16 protein-coding genes are annotated in these 15304 nt (G+C 61.0%); 13 read left to right on the plus strand and 3 right to left on the minus strand.

What is annotated here, in order from left to right:
• Positions 1–273 precede the first annotated feature (273 nt).
• From J7U39_RS00260 to J7U39_RS00300, 9 genes are all read left to right on the plus strand, one after another.
• The gene (locus tag J7U39_RS00260; RefSeq protein ID WP_210631558.1) at positions 274–852 is read left to right on the plus strand and encodes an exopolysaccharide biosynthesis protein; all 579 of its coding nucleotides are present in this window, start codon (positions 274–276) and stop codon (positions 850–852) included.
• A 113-nt stretch (positions 853–965) separates the two neighbouring features.
• Complete coding sequence (locus tag J7U39_RS00265) at positions 966–1919, plus strand: sugar-binding transcriptional regulator (RefSeq protein ID WP_064805109.1); 954 nt, start codon at positions 966–968, stop codon at positions 1917–1919.
• A 145-nt stretch (positions 1920–2064) separates the two neighbouring features.
• Positions 2065–3375 carry a sugar ABC transporter substrate-binding protein gene (locus tag J7U39_RS00270; RefSeq protein WP_210629747.1) on the plus strand — a complete coding sequence of 437 codons (1311 nt, stop codon included), beginning with the start codon at positions 2065–2067 and terminating at the stop codon, positions 3373–3375.
• A 136-nt stretch (positions 3376–3511) separates the two neighbouring features.
• Entirely contained in the window at positions 3512–4384 is an 873-nt protein-coding gene (locus J7U39_RS00275; RefSeq protein WP_085780200.1) for a sugar ABC transporter permease, read from the plus strand.
• Position 4385: 1 nt separating this feature from the next.
• Positions 4386–5216, plus strand: coding sequence for a carbohydrate ABC transporter permease (locus J7U39_RS00280; protein ID WP_085860523.1), 831 nt, complete (start codon positions 4386–4388; stop codon positions 5214–5216).
• Between the two features lie 16 nt (positions 5217–5232).
• On the plus strand, positions 5233–6231 hold the full coding sequence (locus tag J7U39_RS00285) for an ABC transporter ATP-binding protein (protein WP_210629748.1): 999 nt from the start codon (positions 5233–5235) through the stop codon (positions 6229–6231).
• Positions 6232–6313: 82 nt separating this feature from the next.
• Positions 6314–7795, plus strand: coding sequence for a mannitol dehydrogenase family protein (locus tag J7U39_RS00290; protein WP_210629749.1), 1482 nt, complete (start codon positions 6314–6316; stop codon positions 7793–7795).
• Between the two features lie 98 nt (positions 7796–7893).
• Positions 7894–8583 carry an HAD family hydrolase gene (locus J7U39_RS00295; RefSeq protein ID WP_210629750.1) on the plus strand — a complete coding sequence of 230 codons (690 nt, stop codon included), beginning with the start codon at positions 7894–7896 and terminating at the stop codon, positions 8581–8583.
• Entirely contained in the window at positions 8583–10166 is a 1584-nt protein-coding gene (locus J7U39_RS00300; protein ID WP_210629751.1) for an FGGY-family carbohydrate kinase, read from the plus strand. Before J7U39_RS00295 ends, J7U39_RS00300 begins: the two co-directional genes overlap by 1 nt.
• Before the next feature lie 10 nt (positions 10167–10176).
• Here the strand turns inward: J7U39_RS00300 and J7U39_RS00305 are convergent, their stop codons facing one another.
• Complete coding sequence (locus tag J7U39_RS00305; protein WP_011426888.1) at positions 10177–11031, minus strand: MurR/RpiR family transcriptional regulator; 855 nt, start codon at positions 11029–11031, stop codon at positions 10177–10179.
• 230 nt (positions 11032–11261) lie between these two features.
• Between J7U39_RS00305 and J7U39_RS00310 the strand changes: the two genes are divergently transcribed.
• Positions 11262–11975: a sulfate transporter family protein gene (locus J7U39_RS00310; RefSeq protein ID WP_210629752.1), complete on the plus strand. Its 714-nt coding sequence runs from the start codon at positions 11262–11264 to the stop codon at positions 11973–11975.
• A 3-nt stretch (positions 11976–11978) separates the two neighbouring features.
• Here the strand turns inward: J7U39_RS00310 and J7U39_RS00315 are convergent, their stop codons facing one another.
• Positions 11979–12404 (minus strand): VOC family protein, encoded by a 426-nt coding sequence (locus J7U39_RS00315; RefSeq protein WP_210629753.1) that lies wholly within the window; start codon positions 12402–12404, stop codon positions 11979–11981.
• A gap of 78 nt (positions 12405–12482) precedes the next feature.
• Here J7U39_RS00315 and J7U39_RS00320 point away from each other — a divergent pair, with 78 nt between their 5' ends.
• Positions 12483–13061, plus strand: a complete 579-nt coding sequence (locus J7U39_RS00320) for a TetR family transcriptional regulator (protein WP_210629754.1) — start codon at positions 12483–12485, stop codon at positions 13059–13061.
• Here J7U39_RS00320 and nth read toward each other — a convergent pair.
• Positions 13026–13823 carry an endonuclease III gene (gene nth, locus J7U39_RS00325; protein ID WP_210629755.1) on the minus strand — a complete coding sequence of 266 codons (798 nt, stop codon included), beginning with the start codon at positions 13821–13823 and terminating at the stop codon, positions 13026–13028. The two genes, J7U39_RS00320 and nth, sit on opposite strands and share 36 nt — an antisense overlap.
• Between nth and J7U39_RS00330 the strand changes: the two genes are divergently transcribed.
• Positions 13822–14319, plus strand: a complete 498-nt coding sequence (locus J7U39_RS00330; RefSeq protein ID WP_210629756.1) for a DUF2244 domain-containing protein — start codon at positions 13822–13824, stop codon at positions 14317–14319. The genes nth and J7U39_RS00330 overlap by 2 nt on opposite strands.
• A gap of 78 nt (positions 14320–14397) precedes the next feature.
• Positions 14398–15270, plus strand: coding sequence for a bifunctional helix-turn-helix domain-containing protein/methylated-DNA--[protein]-cysteine S-methyltransferase (locus J7U39_RS00335; RefSeq protein WP_210629757.1), 873 nt, complete (start codon positions 14398–14400; stop codon positions 15268–15270).
• Positions 15271–15304: the final 34 nt, after the last annotated feature.

The raw sequence follows: 15304 nt of genomic DNA on the forward strand, positions 1-15304 counted from the left end.
TGCTCGCACTGTTGGCCGGGAATTTCAAGCCTTCATGCACCTGCCTGCCATGCGCTTGCGGCGCAAAGGAGCGACGGTCGAACGTAAATCGCCGCCGACAGGTCTTTCATTGATTTCCTGTCCCTTAAGTCATTCAATTGGCATATTGCGCGGCCAGGATCGGACCCCGCACTTCCATCATCTACCGGTATCATGACCATCGAAAACGCCGATTCCAACAGACGCAGAAGACCCCGTCCGCCACGTCCCAAAGGCCGCCGCCTCTCAGCGGTCCTGCGGCAGCTGGCAGGCGACCGAAGCCGGGAGTGGATCTCGATCGGCGATCTGTTCGAGACGATGGGTGACAGGGCGATCAGTGCTCTGATGCTGATCTTCGCGCTGCCGAACGCCTTTCCCACCCCGCCCGGCACCTCGGCAGTGCTCGGCGCGCCGCTGGTTTTCCTGGCGGTGCAATTGACCTTCGGGCTGAAACCCTGGCTGCCGAAGGCGATCGCAAACCGGTCGATGCGGCGGGAAGACTTCGAGACCATCGTCGGCCGCATCCACCGTTGGCTCGCCTGGGCGGAGCGCATGCTGAAGCCGCGGCTTGCGATCTTCGCCGAGCCGCCGGCGGAATATTTCGCCGGCCCTGCCTGTCTGCTGCTTTCGATCGTGCTGGTTCTGCCGGTTCCGCTCGGCAACATCCTGCCGGCGATCACCATCTCGGTCTTCGCTTTCGGCATCATGGGGCGTGACGGGCTCTTCGCGCTCATCGGCTTTATCATGACGACCGTGTCGCTCGTCATTGCCGGCAGCGTGATCTACGGTCTCGCAAAGGCGTCGATTTATTTCGTCATGCAATGGTTTGCCTGAGCGGTGGCGTCAACAGGCTCGACATTTTCGGGAATTTTGTTTTGATCTGGCGCATAGAGACTCACATCAAGCCGGCGGCGGCAAGCCGGCTCATTTTGCGCGGTAGGCAGTAGATGGCAAAAAGATCAGAGACCCCTGCACGGCTCGACGATGCAGCCCGTGCCGGCTGGCTTTATTACGTCGCCGGACGCACGCAGGATGAAATCGCCGCCGCGATGGGCATTTCACGGCAATCGGCGCAGCGGCTGGTCTCGCTTGCGGTCGCCGAGCGTCTGATCAAAGTGCGGCTCGACCATCCGATCGCCGCCTGCCTCGAGCTTGCCAACCAGCTGCGGCGAAAATTCGGGCTGAAACATGTGGAGGTGGTGCCGAGCGACGCGGGTTCCTCATCGACCACCGTCGGCATCGCCGAGGCGGGTGCGGCCGAGATCGAGCGCTGGCTGAAGCGGCCGGAACCGATCGTGCTGGCGGTCGGCACCGGCCGCACGCTGAAGGCGGCGGTCGACCAGCTTCCGGCGATCGAATGTCCCAATCACCGGATCGTCTCGTTGACCGGCAATATCGCGCCGGACGGTTCGGCCGCCTATTACAACGTCATCTTCAGCATGGCGGATGCGGTGAAGGCGCGGCACTATCCGATGCCGCTGCCGGTGCTCGTCACCTCGGCCGAAGAACGGGAGCTGCTGCATGGCCAGCAATTGGTGCGCTCGACGCTCGACATGAGCGCGCAGGCCGACGTCACCTTCGTCGGCATCGGCGAGCTCGGCATCGACGGGCCGCTCTGCGTCGACGGCTTTCTGGAAAAGGACGAGATGATGGAACTGATGCGCGGGGGCGCCGTCGGTGAAATCTGCGGCTGGATCTTCGATGTCGACGGCAAGCTGCTCGACAACCCGATCAACGAGCGCGTCGCCTCGGCGCCGATCCCATCCCGCGAGGCATCGATGGTCATCGGGCTCGCCAAAGGCAAGCGCAAATTCAAGGCGATCAGAGCGGCCGTTGTCGGCCATCAGATCAACGCTCTGATCACCGACGAAGAGACGGCCGAATTTTTGCTCAAAAGCTGAGCAAAAAATATCTCAATCAAATCAAAGGGATGACCTTTGTCTTCGGCATCGCAGCAACGATTGCCGATTGACATTTTTCGTCAAGTGGTGAGTAATTGCTCATGAGCAAAGCGAATGCTCACATCTCGTCTTCTGGGAGGAAGATATGACATTGAGAACTTTCCTGCTGGGCGCCTGCTCAGCATTGGCGTTTGCCAGCATGGCTTCGGCCGAAACGCTGACAATCGCGACCGTGAACAACGGCGACATGATCCGGATGCAGAAGCTGACGGATGATTTCAAGGCGAAGAATCCCGGTATCGACCTTGAATGGGTCACCCTCGAAGAAAACGTGCTGCGCCAGAAGGTCACGACCGACATCGCGACCAAGGGCGGCCAGTACGATGTTCTGACGATCGGCACCTATGAAGTTCCGATCTGGGCGAAGCAGGGCTGGCTGCTGCCGCTCGACAACCTAGGCGACGCCTACGACGTCAACGACCTGCTGCCGGCCATCCGCAGCGGCATCAGCATGGACGGCAAGCTCTATGCAGCGCCGTTCTATGGCGAAAGCTCGATGGTCATGTACCGCAAGGATCTTTTCGACGCCGCCGGTCTGAAGATGCCCGATGCGCCGACTTGGGACTTCATCGCAGACGCTGCGAAGAAGATCACCAACAAGGACAAGGAAATCTACGGCATCTGCCTGCGCGGCAAAGCCGGTTGGGGCGAAAACATGGCCTTCCTGACGGCGATGTCGAACTCCTTCGGGGCGCGCTGGTTCGATGAGAAGTGGAAGCCGCAGTTCGATCAGCCCGAGTGGAAGGACACGCTGACCTTCTACGTCAACCTGATGAAGGAAGCCGGCCCTCCGGGCGCCTCCTCCAACGGTTTCAACGAGAACCTGGCGCTGTTCCAGACCGGCAAGTGCGGGATGTGGATCGATGCAACGGTCGCCGCGTCCTTCGTCTCCGATCCGAAGCAGTCGCAGGTCGCCGACAAGGTCAGCTTCGCGCTCGCTCCGGACAAGGGCCTCGGCAAGCGCGGCAACTGGCTCTGGGCCTGGAACCTCGCTATTCCGGCAGGCTCGCAGAAGGTCGAAGCCGCCGAGAAATTCGTCGCCTGGGCAACGAGCAAGGACTACACCAACCTTGTTGCCGAGAAGGAAGGCTGGCTGAATGCACCTCCCGGCACCCGCACCTCGCTTTATGCGAATGCGGAGTATCAGAAGGCTGCCCCCTTCGCCAAGATGACGCTCGATTCGATCAACTCGGCCGACCCGACCAAGCCGACCGTCAAGCCGGTCCCCTATGTCGGCGTCCAGTTCGTGGCGATCCCGGAATTCCAGGGCATCGGCACGGCGGTGGGCCAGCAGTTCTCGGCAGCCCTTGCCGGCCAGATTTCGGTCGATCAGGCGTTGAAGAGCGCACAGCAGCTGGCAACCCGCGAAATGACCAAAGCCGGCTACATTAAATAAAACCTCCTGAGAAGAGGCGGATCCTTGACAATCCGCCCCTCTGGGCCGCCGATTGCCCGAACCGCATCGGCGGCCTCTTTCCAGATTAAAGCTGCCTTGCGGCCGCTCCCTGCTTCAGATCAGATCGGTGATTGCCATGGCAACAACACATACTCGCTCCGCGGCGCGCCTGATGATTGCGCCCTCCGTGCTGTTCCTCTTTGCGTGGATGATCGTTCCGCTCGCGATGACGATCTACTTCTCGCTGCTGAACTACAATCTGCTCAGCCCCGGCATGGAGAGCTTTGTCGGCCTGCTGAACTACGAATATTTCCTGTCCGATCCGGCCTTCATCGCCGCGCTGATCAATACGCTGCTGCTTGTCGCCGGCGTTCTCGTCGTTACCGTCGTCGGCGGAATTGCCTTTGCGCTGTTGCTCGACCAGCCGATGTACGGCCAGGGCATCGTGCGCATCCTCGTCATCGCGCCGTTCTTCGTTATGCCGACAGTGGCGGCACTCGTCTGGAAGAACATGTTCATGAACCCGGTCAACGGCCTGTTTGCGCATCTGGCGAAGGCGCTCGGCCTGCAGCCGATCGACTGGCTGGCGAATGCGCCTCTGTTGTCCGTCATCCTCATCGTCGCCTGGCAGTGGCTGCCCTTTGCCACCCTCATTCTGTTGACGGCGCTGCAGTCGCTCGACGAAGAGCAGAAGGAGGCCGCCGAAATGGACGGCGCCGGAGCAATCTCGAAATTCATCTATATCATCCTGCCGCACATGGCGCGCGCCATCACCGTGGTGATCCTGATCCAGACGATCTTCCTGCTTTCGGTCTTCGCCGAAATCCTCGTCACCACCAATGGCGGGCCGGGCACCGACAGCACCAATCTCACCTATCTCGTCTATGCGCAGGCACTCCTGCAGTTCGATATCGGCGGCGCTTCGGCAGGCGGCATTGTCGCGGTCGTGCTTGCCAACATCGTCGCGATCTTCCTCGTCCGCCTCGTCGGCAAGAATCTGGAGGCTTGAGATGGCCAGAAAAGTCACAACTCAGCGCAAGGTCATCATGACCGCGATTGCCTGGACGCTCGGCATCCTGATCTTCTTTCCGATCCTCTGGACGTTCCTGACCAGCTTCAAATCGGAAGCCGATGCCATTGCCTCGCCGCCGCAGTTCCTGTTCTTCCACTGGACGACGGAAAACTATGCGGAAGTGCAGAGCCGGTCGAACTATCTCAGCCACTTCATGAACTCGGTGGTCATTTCCTTCGGCTCGACGCTGATCGGGCTGGTCATCGCCATTCCGGCCGCCTGGGCGATGGCTTTCGCGCCCACCAAGCGGACCAAGGACGTGCTGATGTGGATGCTCTCGACCAAGATGATGCCGCCCGTCGGCGCGCTCATCCCCATCTATCTGATGTTCCGCAATTCTGGTCTGCTCGACACGCGCACCGGGCTGGTGATCGTGCTGACGCTGATCAACCTGCCAATTATCGTCTGGATGCTCTACACCTACTTCAAGGAAATCCCCGGCGAGATCCTGGAAGCAGCCCGCATGGACGGAGCGTCGCTGATGAAGGAGATCGTCTACGTGCTGACGCCGATGGCGGTGCCCGGCATTGCCTCGACGCTGCTTCTGAACATCATCCTTGCCTGGAACGAGGCGTTCTGGACGCTCAACCTCACCGCCTCGAAGGCAGCGCCCTTGACGGCCTTCATCGCCTCCTATTCCAGCCCGGAAGGCCTGTTCTACGCCAAGCTTTCGGCGGCCTCGACCATGGCGATCGCGCCGATCCTGATCCTCGGCTGGTTCAGCCAGAAGCAACTCGTCCGCGGCCTGACCTTCGGCGCAGTGAAATAAGAAAAGGGAGACAAACATGGGCAGCATTACCCTTCAGAAGGTTTCCAAGGTTTTCGGCGAAGCCAAGGTCATCCCTTCGATCGATCTCGATATCAACGACGGCGAATTCGTCGTCTTCGTCGGTCCGTCCGGCTGCGGCAAGTCCACCCTGCTCAGGCTGATCGCCGGCCTCGAGGACGTCTCCGGAGGCAAGATCGTCATCGACGGCAAGGACGCCACCGAAAAAGCGCCGTCCGAGCGTGGCCTTGCCATGGTGTTCCAATCCTATGCGCTCTATCCGCATATGAGCGTGCGCAACAACATCGCCTTCCCGCTGAAGATGGCAGGCGTCGACAAGGCGGAGATCGACCGCAAGGTGACGGATGCCGCGCGGGTGCTCAATCTCACGGACTATCTGGAGCGAAAGCCGCGCCAGCTTTCCGGCGGTCAGCGCCAGCGCGTCGCGATCGGCCGCGCCATCGTGCGCCAGCCTTCGGCCTTCCTGTTCGACGAGCCGCTGTCGAACCTTGACGCCGCTCTGCGCGTCAACATGCGCCTCGAAATCAGCGAACTGCATCAGCAGCTGAAGACGACGATGATCTATGTCACCCATGACCAGGTCGAGGCCATGACCATGGCCGACAAAATCGTCGTGCTCAATAGGGGCAATATCGAGCAGGTCGGCTCGCCGCTCGAACTGTACAGCCGCCCGCGCAACCTTTTCGTCGCCGGCTTCATCGGTTCGCCGAAGATGAATTTCATCAAGGGTCAGAATGCTGCCGTGCTTGGCGCGCATACGATCGGCATCCGCCCCGAACACATGCTGCTGTCGATGGAGAGCGGCGACTGGAAGGGCAGGGTCGTGGTCGCCGAGCATCTCGGCTCCGATACGTTCCTGCATATCGATGTCGAGGGGATCGGCATGGTGACGGCGCGCGGCAGCGGCGATTTCGCCGCCAAGGCGGGCGATATGGTCTATCTGACGCCGGATCGTTCGCGCATTCATAAATTCAACGAGGGCGGCCTTGCCATCTGAGCAGGCGGCCGGGTGGGGGCAGGCATGCGAGCCGGGCGATGGCGCCCGGCCGTCTCGGTAAGACCTTCAAGAGGACTGAAACATGACGTGCAAACTATCGCTGGCAACGCTTTCGGACGCGGCGCGCACTGCCGCCATCCCTTCCTATGAGAGGGCGTCGCTGAATGCCGGCATCATGCACTTCGGCGTCGGCAATTTCCACCGCGCCCATCAGGCGATCTATCTCGACGATCTCTTCAACCACGGCGTCGATCACGACTGGGCAATTGTCGGTGCCGGCGTTCTGCCATCGGATGCCGCCATGCGCGAGAAGCTTGCGGCGCAGGATTTCCTGACGACGGTGGTGGAGCAGGACAACAACAAAACGGCGGCGCGAGTGACCGCCCCGATGATCGATATTCTGCCGGTGGGCGATCCCGCCGCCATCATCGCCAGGCTTGCCGATCCTGAGATCCGCATCGTCTCGCTGACGATCACCGAGGGCGGTTATTTCATCGATGCGTCAGGCACGTTCAATCCGGCCCATCCTGCTATCGCCGCCGACGGACAAAATCCCGGTGCTCCGAAGACGGTCTTCGGTCTGATCGTTGCCGGCCTGAAGGCGCGCAAGGACAAGGGCATCGGGCCCTTCACCGTGATGTCCTGCGACAACATTCCTCATAACGGCGTCGTCACCGCCAATGCCGTGATCGGCACAGCCGCCCTTTCGGATGCCGCCCTTGCCGACTGGATCAGGGCTAACGTCGCCTTCCCAAACGCGATGGTCGATCGCATTACGCCGGCGACCGGCCAGCGGGAGATCGATTTCCTCAGGGACAATTTCGGCATCGAGGATAACTGGCCGGTTTATTGCGAAGAATTCAAGCAGTGGGTGCTCGAAGACAAGTTCACGGCTGGCCGCCCGGCCCTGGAAAAGGTTGGCGTCACCTTCGTTCCCGATGTCACGCCTTACGAGCATATGAAGATCCGCATCCTGAATGGCGGACATGCCGCGATCGCCTATCCAGCGGCGCTGATGGACATTTATTTCGTGCATGATGCGATGGAAGATCCGCTGATCCGGGCTTTCCTGGCCAAGCTTGAGAAGGACGAGATCATTCCGATCGTACCGCCGGTGCCGAATACCTCGCTGACGGATTATTTTGCTCTCATCGAGCATCGGCTTCTCAATCCGAAGATCGCCGACACCATCCCGCGTCTGGCGCAGGACGGCTCGAACCGCCAGCCGAAGTTCATCCTGCCGTCGACGCTCGACAATCTGCGCCAGAGCAGGGACGTCATCGGCCTGGCGCTGGTCTCGGCGCTCTGGTGCCGTTATTTCGCCGGCAAGACCGACAGCGGCAAGGATATCGTCTTCAACGACGCCAGCGCCGAGCGCCTGCACGCGGCGGCCCTGAAGGCAAAGGACGATCCGTCGGCCTTCCTTGCCTTTGATGATATTTTCGGCGAGGTGGCGAAATCGGACCTTTTCCGAAGACGGTTCGCTCATGCTCTTAAAACCTTGTGGGAAAAGGGTACGCGGGAAACGCTGCAGCTCTATCTCGACGACAAGCTCGCAATGTAAGGGAATGCGGATGGCGGCATCGGCTGGCGCCATCCATCCCGCTTTGCGGGCGAAGCGGCATGATCACGAGTCTGAATTGAAGTCAGGTTGGGTCTTTCATGGCTGATGCTGAACCACGGCTGGTCATTTTCGATTGCGACGGGGTGCTCGTCGACAGCGAGCCGATCTCGATCAGCGTACTCGTCCGGGCGATGAGCGATCTCGGCGTTTCGATCACCGAAGACCAGGCCTATGAGCGTTTTCTCGGTCGCAGCCTGGCAACCCTCATCGATACGCTTGAAACCGAGTTCAATATTCACGCCGGCGAAGAATTCCTCGAGCGCATCCGCACCGATCTCTACGCGCGGTTCCGCACCGAGCTGAAGCCGATGGACGGCATCGCGGCGACGATCGACGGGCTCGGCATTCCCTGCTGTGTCGCTTCATCAAGCCAGATGGAGCGAATCCGGCTGTCGCTGTCCGTCACCGGACTTCTCGACAGGCTCCCCGACATTTTCAGCGCGACGATGGTCAAGCGCGGCAAACCGGCGCCCGATCTCTTCCTCCACGCGGCGCGACAGATGCATGTCGAGCCGGGATCCTGCCTTGTCATCGAGGACAGTCCGGCCGGCATTGCCGCCGCCAAGGCGGCGGGCATGACGGTCTTTGCCTTCACCGGCGGATCGCATGCGAATTTCGCCGGATACCGGGCCGAACTCGACCGGCTTTCGCCTGATGTGGTGTTTGACGCCATGCCGGATTTGATACACCTTGTCCGCAACCATAAGCTGGACGGGACCGAGATTTGATGCGTGATCATGTGGTTGCGGTGGATGTCGGCACCGGCAGCGCGCGCGCCGGCGTCTTCGATGCCAGCGGCCGTCTGCTGGCCAAGGCGGAACATCCCATCGTCATGAACCGGCCGCGTGAAAACCACGCCGAGCACGATTCCGAAGACATCTGGTCGGCCGCCTGCACCGCGGTGCGCAGGGCGATGGAGCAATCCGGTATCGCCGCCGCCTCGGTCGGAGCAATCGGCTTCGACGCGACTTGTTCGCTCGTCGTCCGCGATGTCGAAGGCCGGCAGATCAGTGTATCCACCAGCGGCGAGCAGCGTTTCGACACCATCGTGTGGCTCGATCATCGGGCGCTGAAGGAAGCCGACTTCTGCACGGCGACGGAGCACAGGGTGCTCGAACATTCCGGGCACGTCATGTCGCCGGAAATGGAAATGCCGAAGCTGATGTGGTTGAAGAAGAAGCTGCCGGCGACATGGGAAAAGACGGGCTATTTCTTCGATCTTGCCGATTTCATGACCTGGAAATCGACGGGATCGACTGCCCGTTCTCGCTGCACGCTGACGGCAAAATGGAACTATCTCGCCCATCTCGAAAAGGGATGGCAGCAGGATTTTCTGCAGCGGATCGGGCTCGACGATCTTCAGGCCCGCGGCGGGCTACCGGATGAGACTGTGCCGGTCGGCGGCAGTATAGGCCGGCTGACGGCTGATGCGGCCGAGGCGCTGGGGCTGACCACGGAGTGCCATGTCTCGGCGGGAATGATCGACGCCTATGCCGGCGCGCTCGGGGCGCTCGGCGGTTATGCCGCCGATCCTGTAACACGTGAGCTTAAGCTGGCACTGATCGCCGGCACGTCGAGCTGCATCGTCGCCTTCTCGCAGGAGTGTAAGCCGAGCCACGGCATGTGGGGGCCTTATTATGAGGTTGTCTTCCCGCAGTCCTGGCTGGTGGAGGCGGGGCAATCTGCGACCGGTGCGCTGCTCGACCATATCGTGCGCATGCATGCGGCCGGCGGCGAGCCGACGGCGGCGCTGCACCAGAAGATCGTCGCGCGCATCGCCGAATTGCGGGCAGAGGAGGGCAACGCTTTCGGCGAGCGCATTTTTGTGCTGCCAGACTTTCACGGCAATCGCTCGCCGCTTGCCGATCCGCATGCCGTCGGTGTGATCAGCGGGCTGACGCTCGACACCTCCTTCGACGGGCTCTGCGCGCTCTACTGGCGGTCTGCAGTCGCGATCGCTCTCGGGATCCGCCATATCCTGGAGACGATGAAGGAATATGGCCACGTGCCCGATACGCTGCATATCGCGGGCGGACACGTGAAGAACCCGGTGCTGATGGAGCTTTATAGCGACGCCACCGGCTGCAAGGTCGTGGTGCCGAAGATGAACGAGGCGGTGCTGCTCGGCACGGCGATTGCGGCATCCGTCGCCTGCGGCCTGCACGAGAATTTGGCGGCAGCCGGCGAAGCGATGTATCCGGGTGGCGACGAACGGCTTCCAGACAAGGCAAAACAGGCGCTTTACGACCGCGACTATCGCCGTCTTCTGGCCATGCACCGGCACCGCGCCGAACTGGAAGCGATGTTCTGAAAGCTCACATCTAATGGTTCGCGGTTTCACCGAGGACGGTCGCAAATTCCAGCATGCGGCGGCGGCGGAGGGCTGCCTCCTCTCCGACTTCGAGAATGACGGATTCGGACAGGCAATCGAGCAGCGCAATCAGCGGCGGAAGATTGTCGAGATCAGGGGCGCGTGCCGGCGGCAAGGACAGCATGACGTTTGACTGATCCGCCATCCAGTCTGCTTGCTGCGGCGAAATTAGCACGACCTTGTAGCCGTAGCGCCGCGCGGTTCTGGCAAGCAGCCGCGCCTTGGCGAAACGGCGGCAATCGATGATGACGAGCAAAGCGTCGTCCACGGCCTGCCGGGCGAAGAGTTCGGCAAAACGGTTGTCGGTGGCATCGAGCGTGCGGACGCCATCGCGGGCCTGCGTCAGCCGCTGGCAGAAGTGATTGGCAAGGCTTGCGAGCCGCGCATGGGTGGCGATCGATACTTCGCGGGCCGTGCTGATCAGGCGGACGGCTTCGGCCCAAAGCGGCTGCGCCGTCAGATGATAGATGTGATGCAGGGCCTGGATCTGCTCGGCAACCAGCACGGCAAGCGGCTTGCCCTCCGCGGCGTCCGCATGCAGCTCGCTCATGGCGCTCTGCAATTGCGCCGGCGATGTCGTCACGGTCTCGCGAATTTCCACTTTGACGCTGTCCAAACCCTGGTAGCCGAGCGCGCGCAGGAAGCGCCCAACGGTCATCGGCGAGAGGTCCAGCCTGTCGGCGACAGATGCTGCCGTCTCAAACGGCAGGTCGTTGAGGTGCTCGGAGAAATATTTCGCGATGCGACGCTCGGCCGGTGTGCCGCTTTTTACGTATTGCCTGAGTTTGTGCACAAAGTCTTCCACATCAGCCTCCCCGTATTTCCTCAGAGGCGTTCCGTGGATGCGCTAACGCGACCCTTTGTCTTTGCAACTATTTTCGGAAGCTGCTTCTCAGGCTCGTATTTCTGCGTCCGATAATATTATATTCGTTCTAATATTGCGACAAGTTTCTATTAAAGCATGCAATTTTATTCTCTCTTGTCGGTAGCATTCGCCTTTCCTACATCTTCTGCGTAACCGGAGACGCTGAAGAAATGATTCTTGATGCCGCACGCCTTTCGCTCGCCAATCTGTTCGCGCCGGAGACACGCTCGGTCTTCTGGAAAGTGCTCGGCCTGACGCTTCTCGTCCTCGTCGGCCTCTGGTTCGCGCTACGCGGGGCCTTCATGGCCTTTCTCTTTCCCTGGCTCACCAGCTTCTTTCCCGAGATGCCGGACTGGGCGGGGTGGTTCGCGCTGGTTTTCGCGATCTTCGCCGGGATCGGCCTTGCGCTCGTGCTGGCGCTGCTGCTTTCGCCTGTGACGGCGCTGATCGCAGGCCTTTTCCTCGACGATGTCGCCGACGTTATCGAAAAACGTGACTATCCCGGCGACGCGCCGGGTGCCGCAATGCCGCTCGGCCCGGCGATGGCGAGCTCGATCAAATTTCTCGGGGTTGTGATCCTTGGCAATATCGTGGCGTTGTTGCTACTGTTCGTTCCCGGCGTCAATCTGGTCGCGTTCTTTCTGGTGAACGGCTACCTGCTCGGACGGGAATTCTTCGAATTCGCCGCCATGCGCTTCCGTCCGCCTCATGAGGCGCGGCTCTTCCGCACCAAACATGCGCCGACGGTCTTTCTCGGCGGGCTGGTGATCGCCCTCTTTCTGGCGATCCCGGTGGTCAACCTGCTGACGCCCCTCTTCGCGGCGGGTATGATGGTGCATCTGCACAAGCTGATTTCCGCAAAGGACGCCGGTTTCCGCGCCTGAGGCTCAGCCAGGTAATTCAGATGTCTCGTACATTGCCGCGAATTCGGCGCTCGGCGGGATCGGCTTGATGATGTCGATCAGCACGCCGTTCGGATCGGCGGTGATAAAATGCCGCTGGCCGAAATCCTCGTCGCGGATCTCCTGCAGGATCGGAAGGTTTGCGCTACGGCAAGCAGCGTAGACCGCATCGACATCGGCAACCTCGAAATTGAGGAGCAATCCGGACACTTTGCCCCGAGCCGCAGCCGGAATGGTTTCGTGGTTGCCATCGAGAACGGCGAGAGCGACATGCTTCTCCTCTTCCGACTGCAGATGTACGTACCAGTTGCTCTCGAACACTGCCCTGAAGCCGAAATGCGCGCAGTAGAAGCGGGCGGAACCGGCGACGTCGTCGGTCATGATGACAGGGTAATAGCTCGTCGATTTCATCCCTTTCCTCCTTGGATGCATACAGCCTGTATGTTTTTTGCTCTTAACATACAGGCTGTTTGTATGTAAATGGGAGAAATGAGCCGCAGCAATCGCCAAAGAACGGAACAGACAAAAAAGGCGCTGATCGATGCCGGACGACGCCTCTTCGTCGAAAAGGGGTATGCCGAAACGGCGACGCCGGAGATCGCAGCGGCGGCGGGTATGACGCGCGGAGCGCTCTATCATCATTTCGAGGACAAGAAGGCGCTGTTTCGCGCGGTCGTCGAAGCCGAGGCGCGCGCAGTTGCCGAAGCGATCGCGGCATCTTCGACACCCGATGATACGCCGCGCGACGCGCTGACTGCGGGCGCTGCGGCCTATTTCAATGCGATGATGGCAGAGGGCCGCACGCGGCTGCTGCTGATCGAAGCGCCCGCCGTTCTTGGTCTGGCGGCGACTCAGGCGATCGATGCTGACAATGCCGAAACGACCTTGCGGGCAGGACTTGCAGCCATGTTTCCGAGAGCCGGCGCTGCGCTCGAGCCTCTGGCATTGCTGCTATCGGCGGCCTTCGACCGCGCTGCGCTGGCGATCGAAGCGGGTGCCGAACGGCGGAGTTACGAGCAGGCAATCGCTGCTTTACTCGACGGCCTCGCCAATCACCTGCGGCGGTAGCTCGACGAGTGGGGCCGGCACGTCCGAGCTCTTCTCCGACGATTTGCAAATGTCGGCGATGACGCAGCACTCGCATTCGGGTCGGCGTGCCTTGCAGGTGTAGCGCCCGTGGAGGATCAGCCAGTGATGGGCGTGATAGAGGTAGTGTTTCGGCACCACTTTCATCAATCGCGCTTCGACTTCATCCGGTGTCTTGCCGGGAGCAAGCCTGATGCGATTGGCGATCCGGAAGATGTGCGTGTCGACGGCCATGGTGGCCTGGCCAAAGGCCATGGACAGCACGACATTGGCAGTTTTGCGGCCGACGCCAGGCAGGCGAACCAGTTCCTCACGCGTTTCCGGCACCTTGCCGGCGAAGTCGTCGACCAGCATTTGCGAGAGCGCGATGACGTTTTTCGCCTTGTTGCGGTAAAGGCCGATCGTCTTGATGTAATTGCGAAGCTTGTCCTCGCCGAGATCGAGCATTTTCTGCGGCGTATCGGCCACCTTGAAGAGCGCCCGCGTCGCCTTGTTGACACCGGCATCGGTGGCCTGGGCGGAGAGAGCCACCGCCACGACAAGGGTGAAAGGGTTGGTGTGCTCCAGCTCGCCCCGCGGCTCGGGCCGCTGCACCGAAAAGCGACGGAAGATTTCCTCGCGTTCAGCCGGCGAATAGGCGGTTTTGACCGCCGCCGCCGGTTTGCGGCGGGTGATCATGTTCGTGCCTTGCGGCAGGGATTTGAGTTTCGGATTCGCCATAGAAACTCTATACTCAGCGGTCATGATGGAAAGCAACGCCAACAGCTCCAACGAGCAGCCTGTTTTCGCCGCCGAGCTCTTCCCCCACCGGTCGCTCGGCCGCCGGGGCTTCAAGGTGCTGCTCATTCTGTCCGGCGCCGTATGTTTCCTCTACGGGATGTTCTTCATCGCCAGCGGCGCCTGGCCGATCGGCTTCTTCTTCGGATTGGATTTCGCGCTTCTTTACGGCGCCTTCTGGCTGAATTACCGCTCCGGACGGGTGCGCGAACAGGTCACCGTGTCGCGCACGGACGTATCGGTGCGCAAGGTTGCCCCATCGGGGCGGATCGTGGAGCATCATTTCAACCCGTTCTGGGCGCGGTTCCTCGTCCGAAGGCACCAAGAGATCGGCATCCTCTCCATGCATATTTTCGGCGAGGGCCGGCGCACGGATATCGGCTCCTTCCTCAATCCTGACGACCGCGAAAGTTTCGCCAAGGCCTTCAAAGGCGCGCTCGCCACGGTCAAACAGCGTATCTGAGCCTATAGGCGAGCGCGCAAGAATCGGGTGGTTTACGCTCCGCCTATTGATTATCTCCTTGTTACAAGGAGAAAGACTATGGATATGATTGCGAACCTGCAGACCGACATCACGCCTGACGGCCCTGATTATGATATCGTCCGTCGGGTCATCGAACTCATCACCGAGGATTATCGCGATCAGCCGTCGCTGGAGGCGATCGCCGCTAGGCTCAACCAGTCGCCGACGCAATTGCAGAAGACCTTCACCCGCTGGGCTGGCCTCTCGCCGAAAGGTTTCCTGCAGGCGGTGACGCTCGACCACGCCAAGCGGCTGCTGCGCAAGGAAGACATGCCGTTGCTCGAGACGTCGATCGAAGTCGGCCTCTCCGGGCCAAGCCGCCTGCACGACCTTTTCGTGACCCATGAGGCGATGTCACCTGGCGAATGGAAGGCAAAAGGCGGCGGCCTCTCCATCCGCTACGGCTTCCACATCTGCCCCTTCGGCGTGGCGCTGATCATGGTGACCGATCGCGGTCTTGCCGGCCTTGCCTTCAGCGATTCCGGCGGTGAAAGGGCTTGCCTCGAGGACATGACCGGCCGCTGGCCGAATGCCGAATACATCGAAGACCTGCAGGCGACGATGCCCTATGCCGCCCGCATCTTCCAACCCGGAAAATGGTCTTCCGAGCAGCCGCTCCGCGTCGTACTGATCGGCACGGACTTCCAGGTGCGCGTCTGGCAGAGCCTCATGAAGATACCGTTCGGCAAGGCGGTCACCTATTCCGACATCGCCAACGATATCGGCCGGCCGACGGCGCAGCGCGCTGTCGGCGCGGCGGTGGGCGCAAATCCGATCTCCTTCGTGGTGCCTTGCCACCGGGCGCTCGGCAAGAACGGGGCGTTGACGGGTTACCACTGGGGCCTCACACGCAAACGGGCGATGCTCGGCTGGGAATCGGCGCATGCGTAAAGCATGCCTTGCTAAAAAGCACGGCATGAGGCGC

This window comes from Rhizobium sp. NLR16a (assembly GCF_017948245.1).
Taxonomy (GTDB): domain Bacteria; phylum Pseudomonadota; class Alphaproteobacteria; order Rhizobiales; family Rhizobiaceae; genus Rhizobium.

Bases quoted from the DNA above. Each gene is read 5' to 3' on its own strand.
- J7U39_RS00275 (WP_085780200.1), top strand. From the start codon at position 3,512: ATGGCAACAACACATACTCGCTCCGCGGCGCGCCTGATGATTGCGCCC.
- J7U39_RS00290 (WP_210629749.1), top strand. From the start codon at position 6,314: ATGACGTGCAAACTATCGCTGGCAACGCTTTCGGACGCGGCGCGCACT.
- J7U39_RS00270 (WP_210629747.1), top strand. From the start codon at position 2,065: ATGACATTGAGAACTTTCCTGCTGGGCGCCTGCTCAGCATTGGCGTTT.
- J7U39_RS00300 (WP_210629751.1), top strand. From the start codon at position 8,583: ATGCGTGATCATGTGGTTGCGGTGGATGTCGGCACCGGCAGCGCGCGC.
- J7U39_RS00320 (WP_210629754.1), top strand. From the start codon at position 12,483: ATGAGCCGCAGCAATCGCCAAAGAACGGAACAGACAAAAAAGGCGCTG.
- J7U39_RS00310 (WP_210629752.1), top strand. From the start codon at position 11,262: ATGATTCTTGATGCCGCACGCCTTTCGCTCGCCAATCTGTTCGCGCCG.
- J7U39_RS00315 (WP_210629753.1), bottom strand. From the start codon at position 12,404: ATGAAATCGACGAGCTATTACCCTGTCATCATGACCGACGACGTCGCC.
- nth (WP_210629755.1), bottom strand. From the start codon at position 13,823: ATGACCGCTGAGTATAGAGTTTCTATGGCGAATCCGAAACTCAAATCC.
- J7U39_RS00295 (WP_210629750.1), top strand. From the start codon at position 7,894: ATGGCTGATGCTGAACCACGGCTGGTCATTTTCGATTGCGACGGGGTG.
- J7U39_RS00285 (WP_210629748.1), top strand. From the start codon at position 5,233: ATGGGCAGCATTACCCTTCAGAAGGTTTCCAAGGTTTTCGGCGAAGCC.
- J7U39_RS00335 (WP_210629757.1), top strand. From the start codon at position 14,398: ATGGATATGATTGCGAACCTGCAGACCGACATCACGCCTGACGGCCCT.
- J7U39_RS00265 (WP_064805109.1), top strand. From the start codon at position 966: ATGGCAAAAAGATCAGAGACCCCTGCACGGCTCGACGATGCAGCCCGT.
- J7U39_RS00330 (WP_210629756.1), top strand. From the start codon at position 13,822: ATGATGGAAAGCAACGCCAACAGCTCCAACGAGCAGCCTGTTTTCGCC.
- J7U39_RS00280 (WP_085860523.1), top strand. From the start codon at position 4,386: ATGGCCAGAAAAGTCACAACTCAGCGCAAGGTCATCATGACCGCGATT.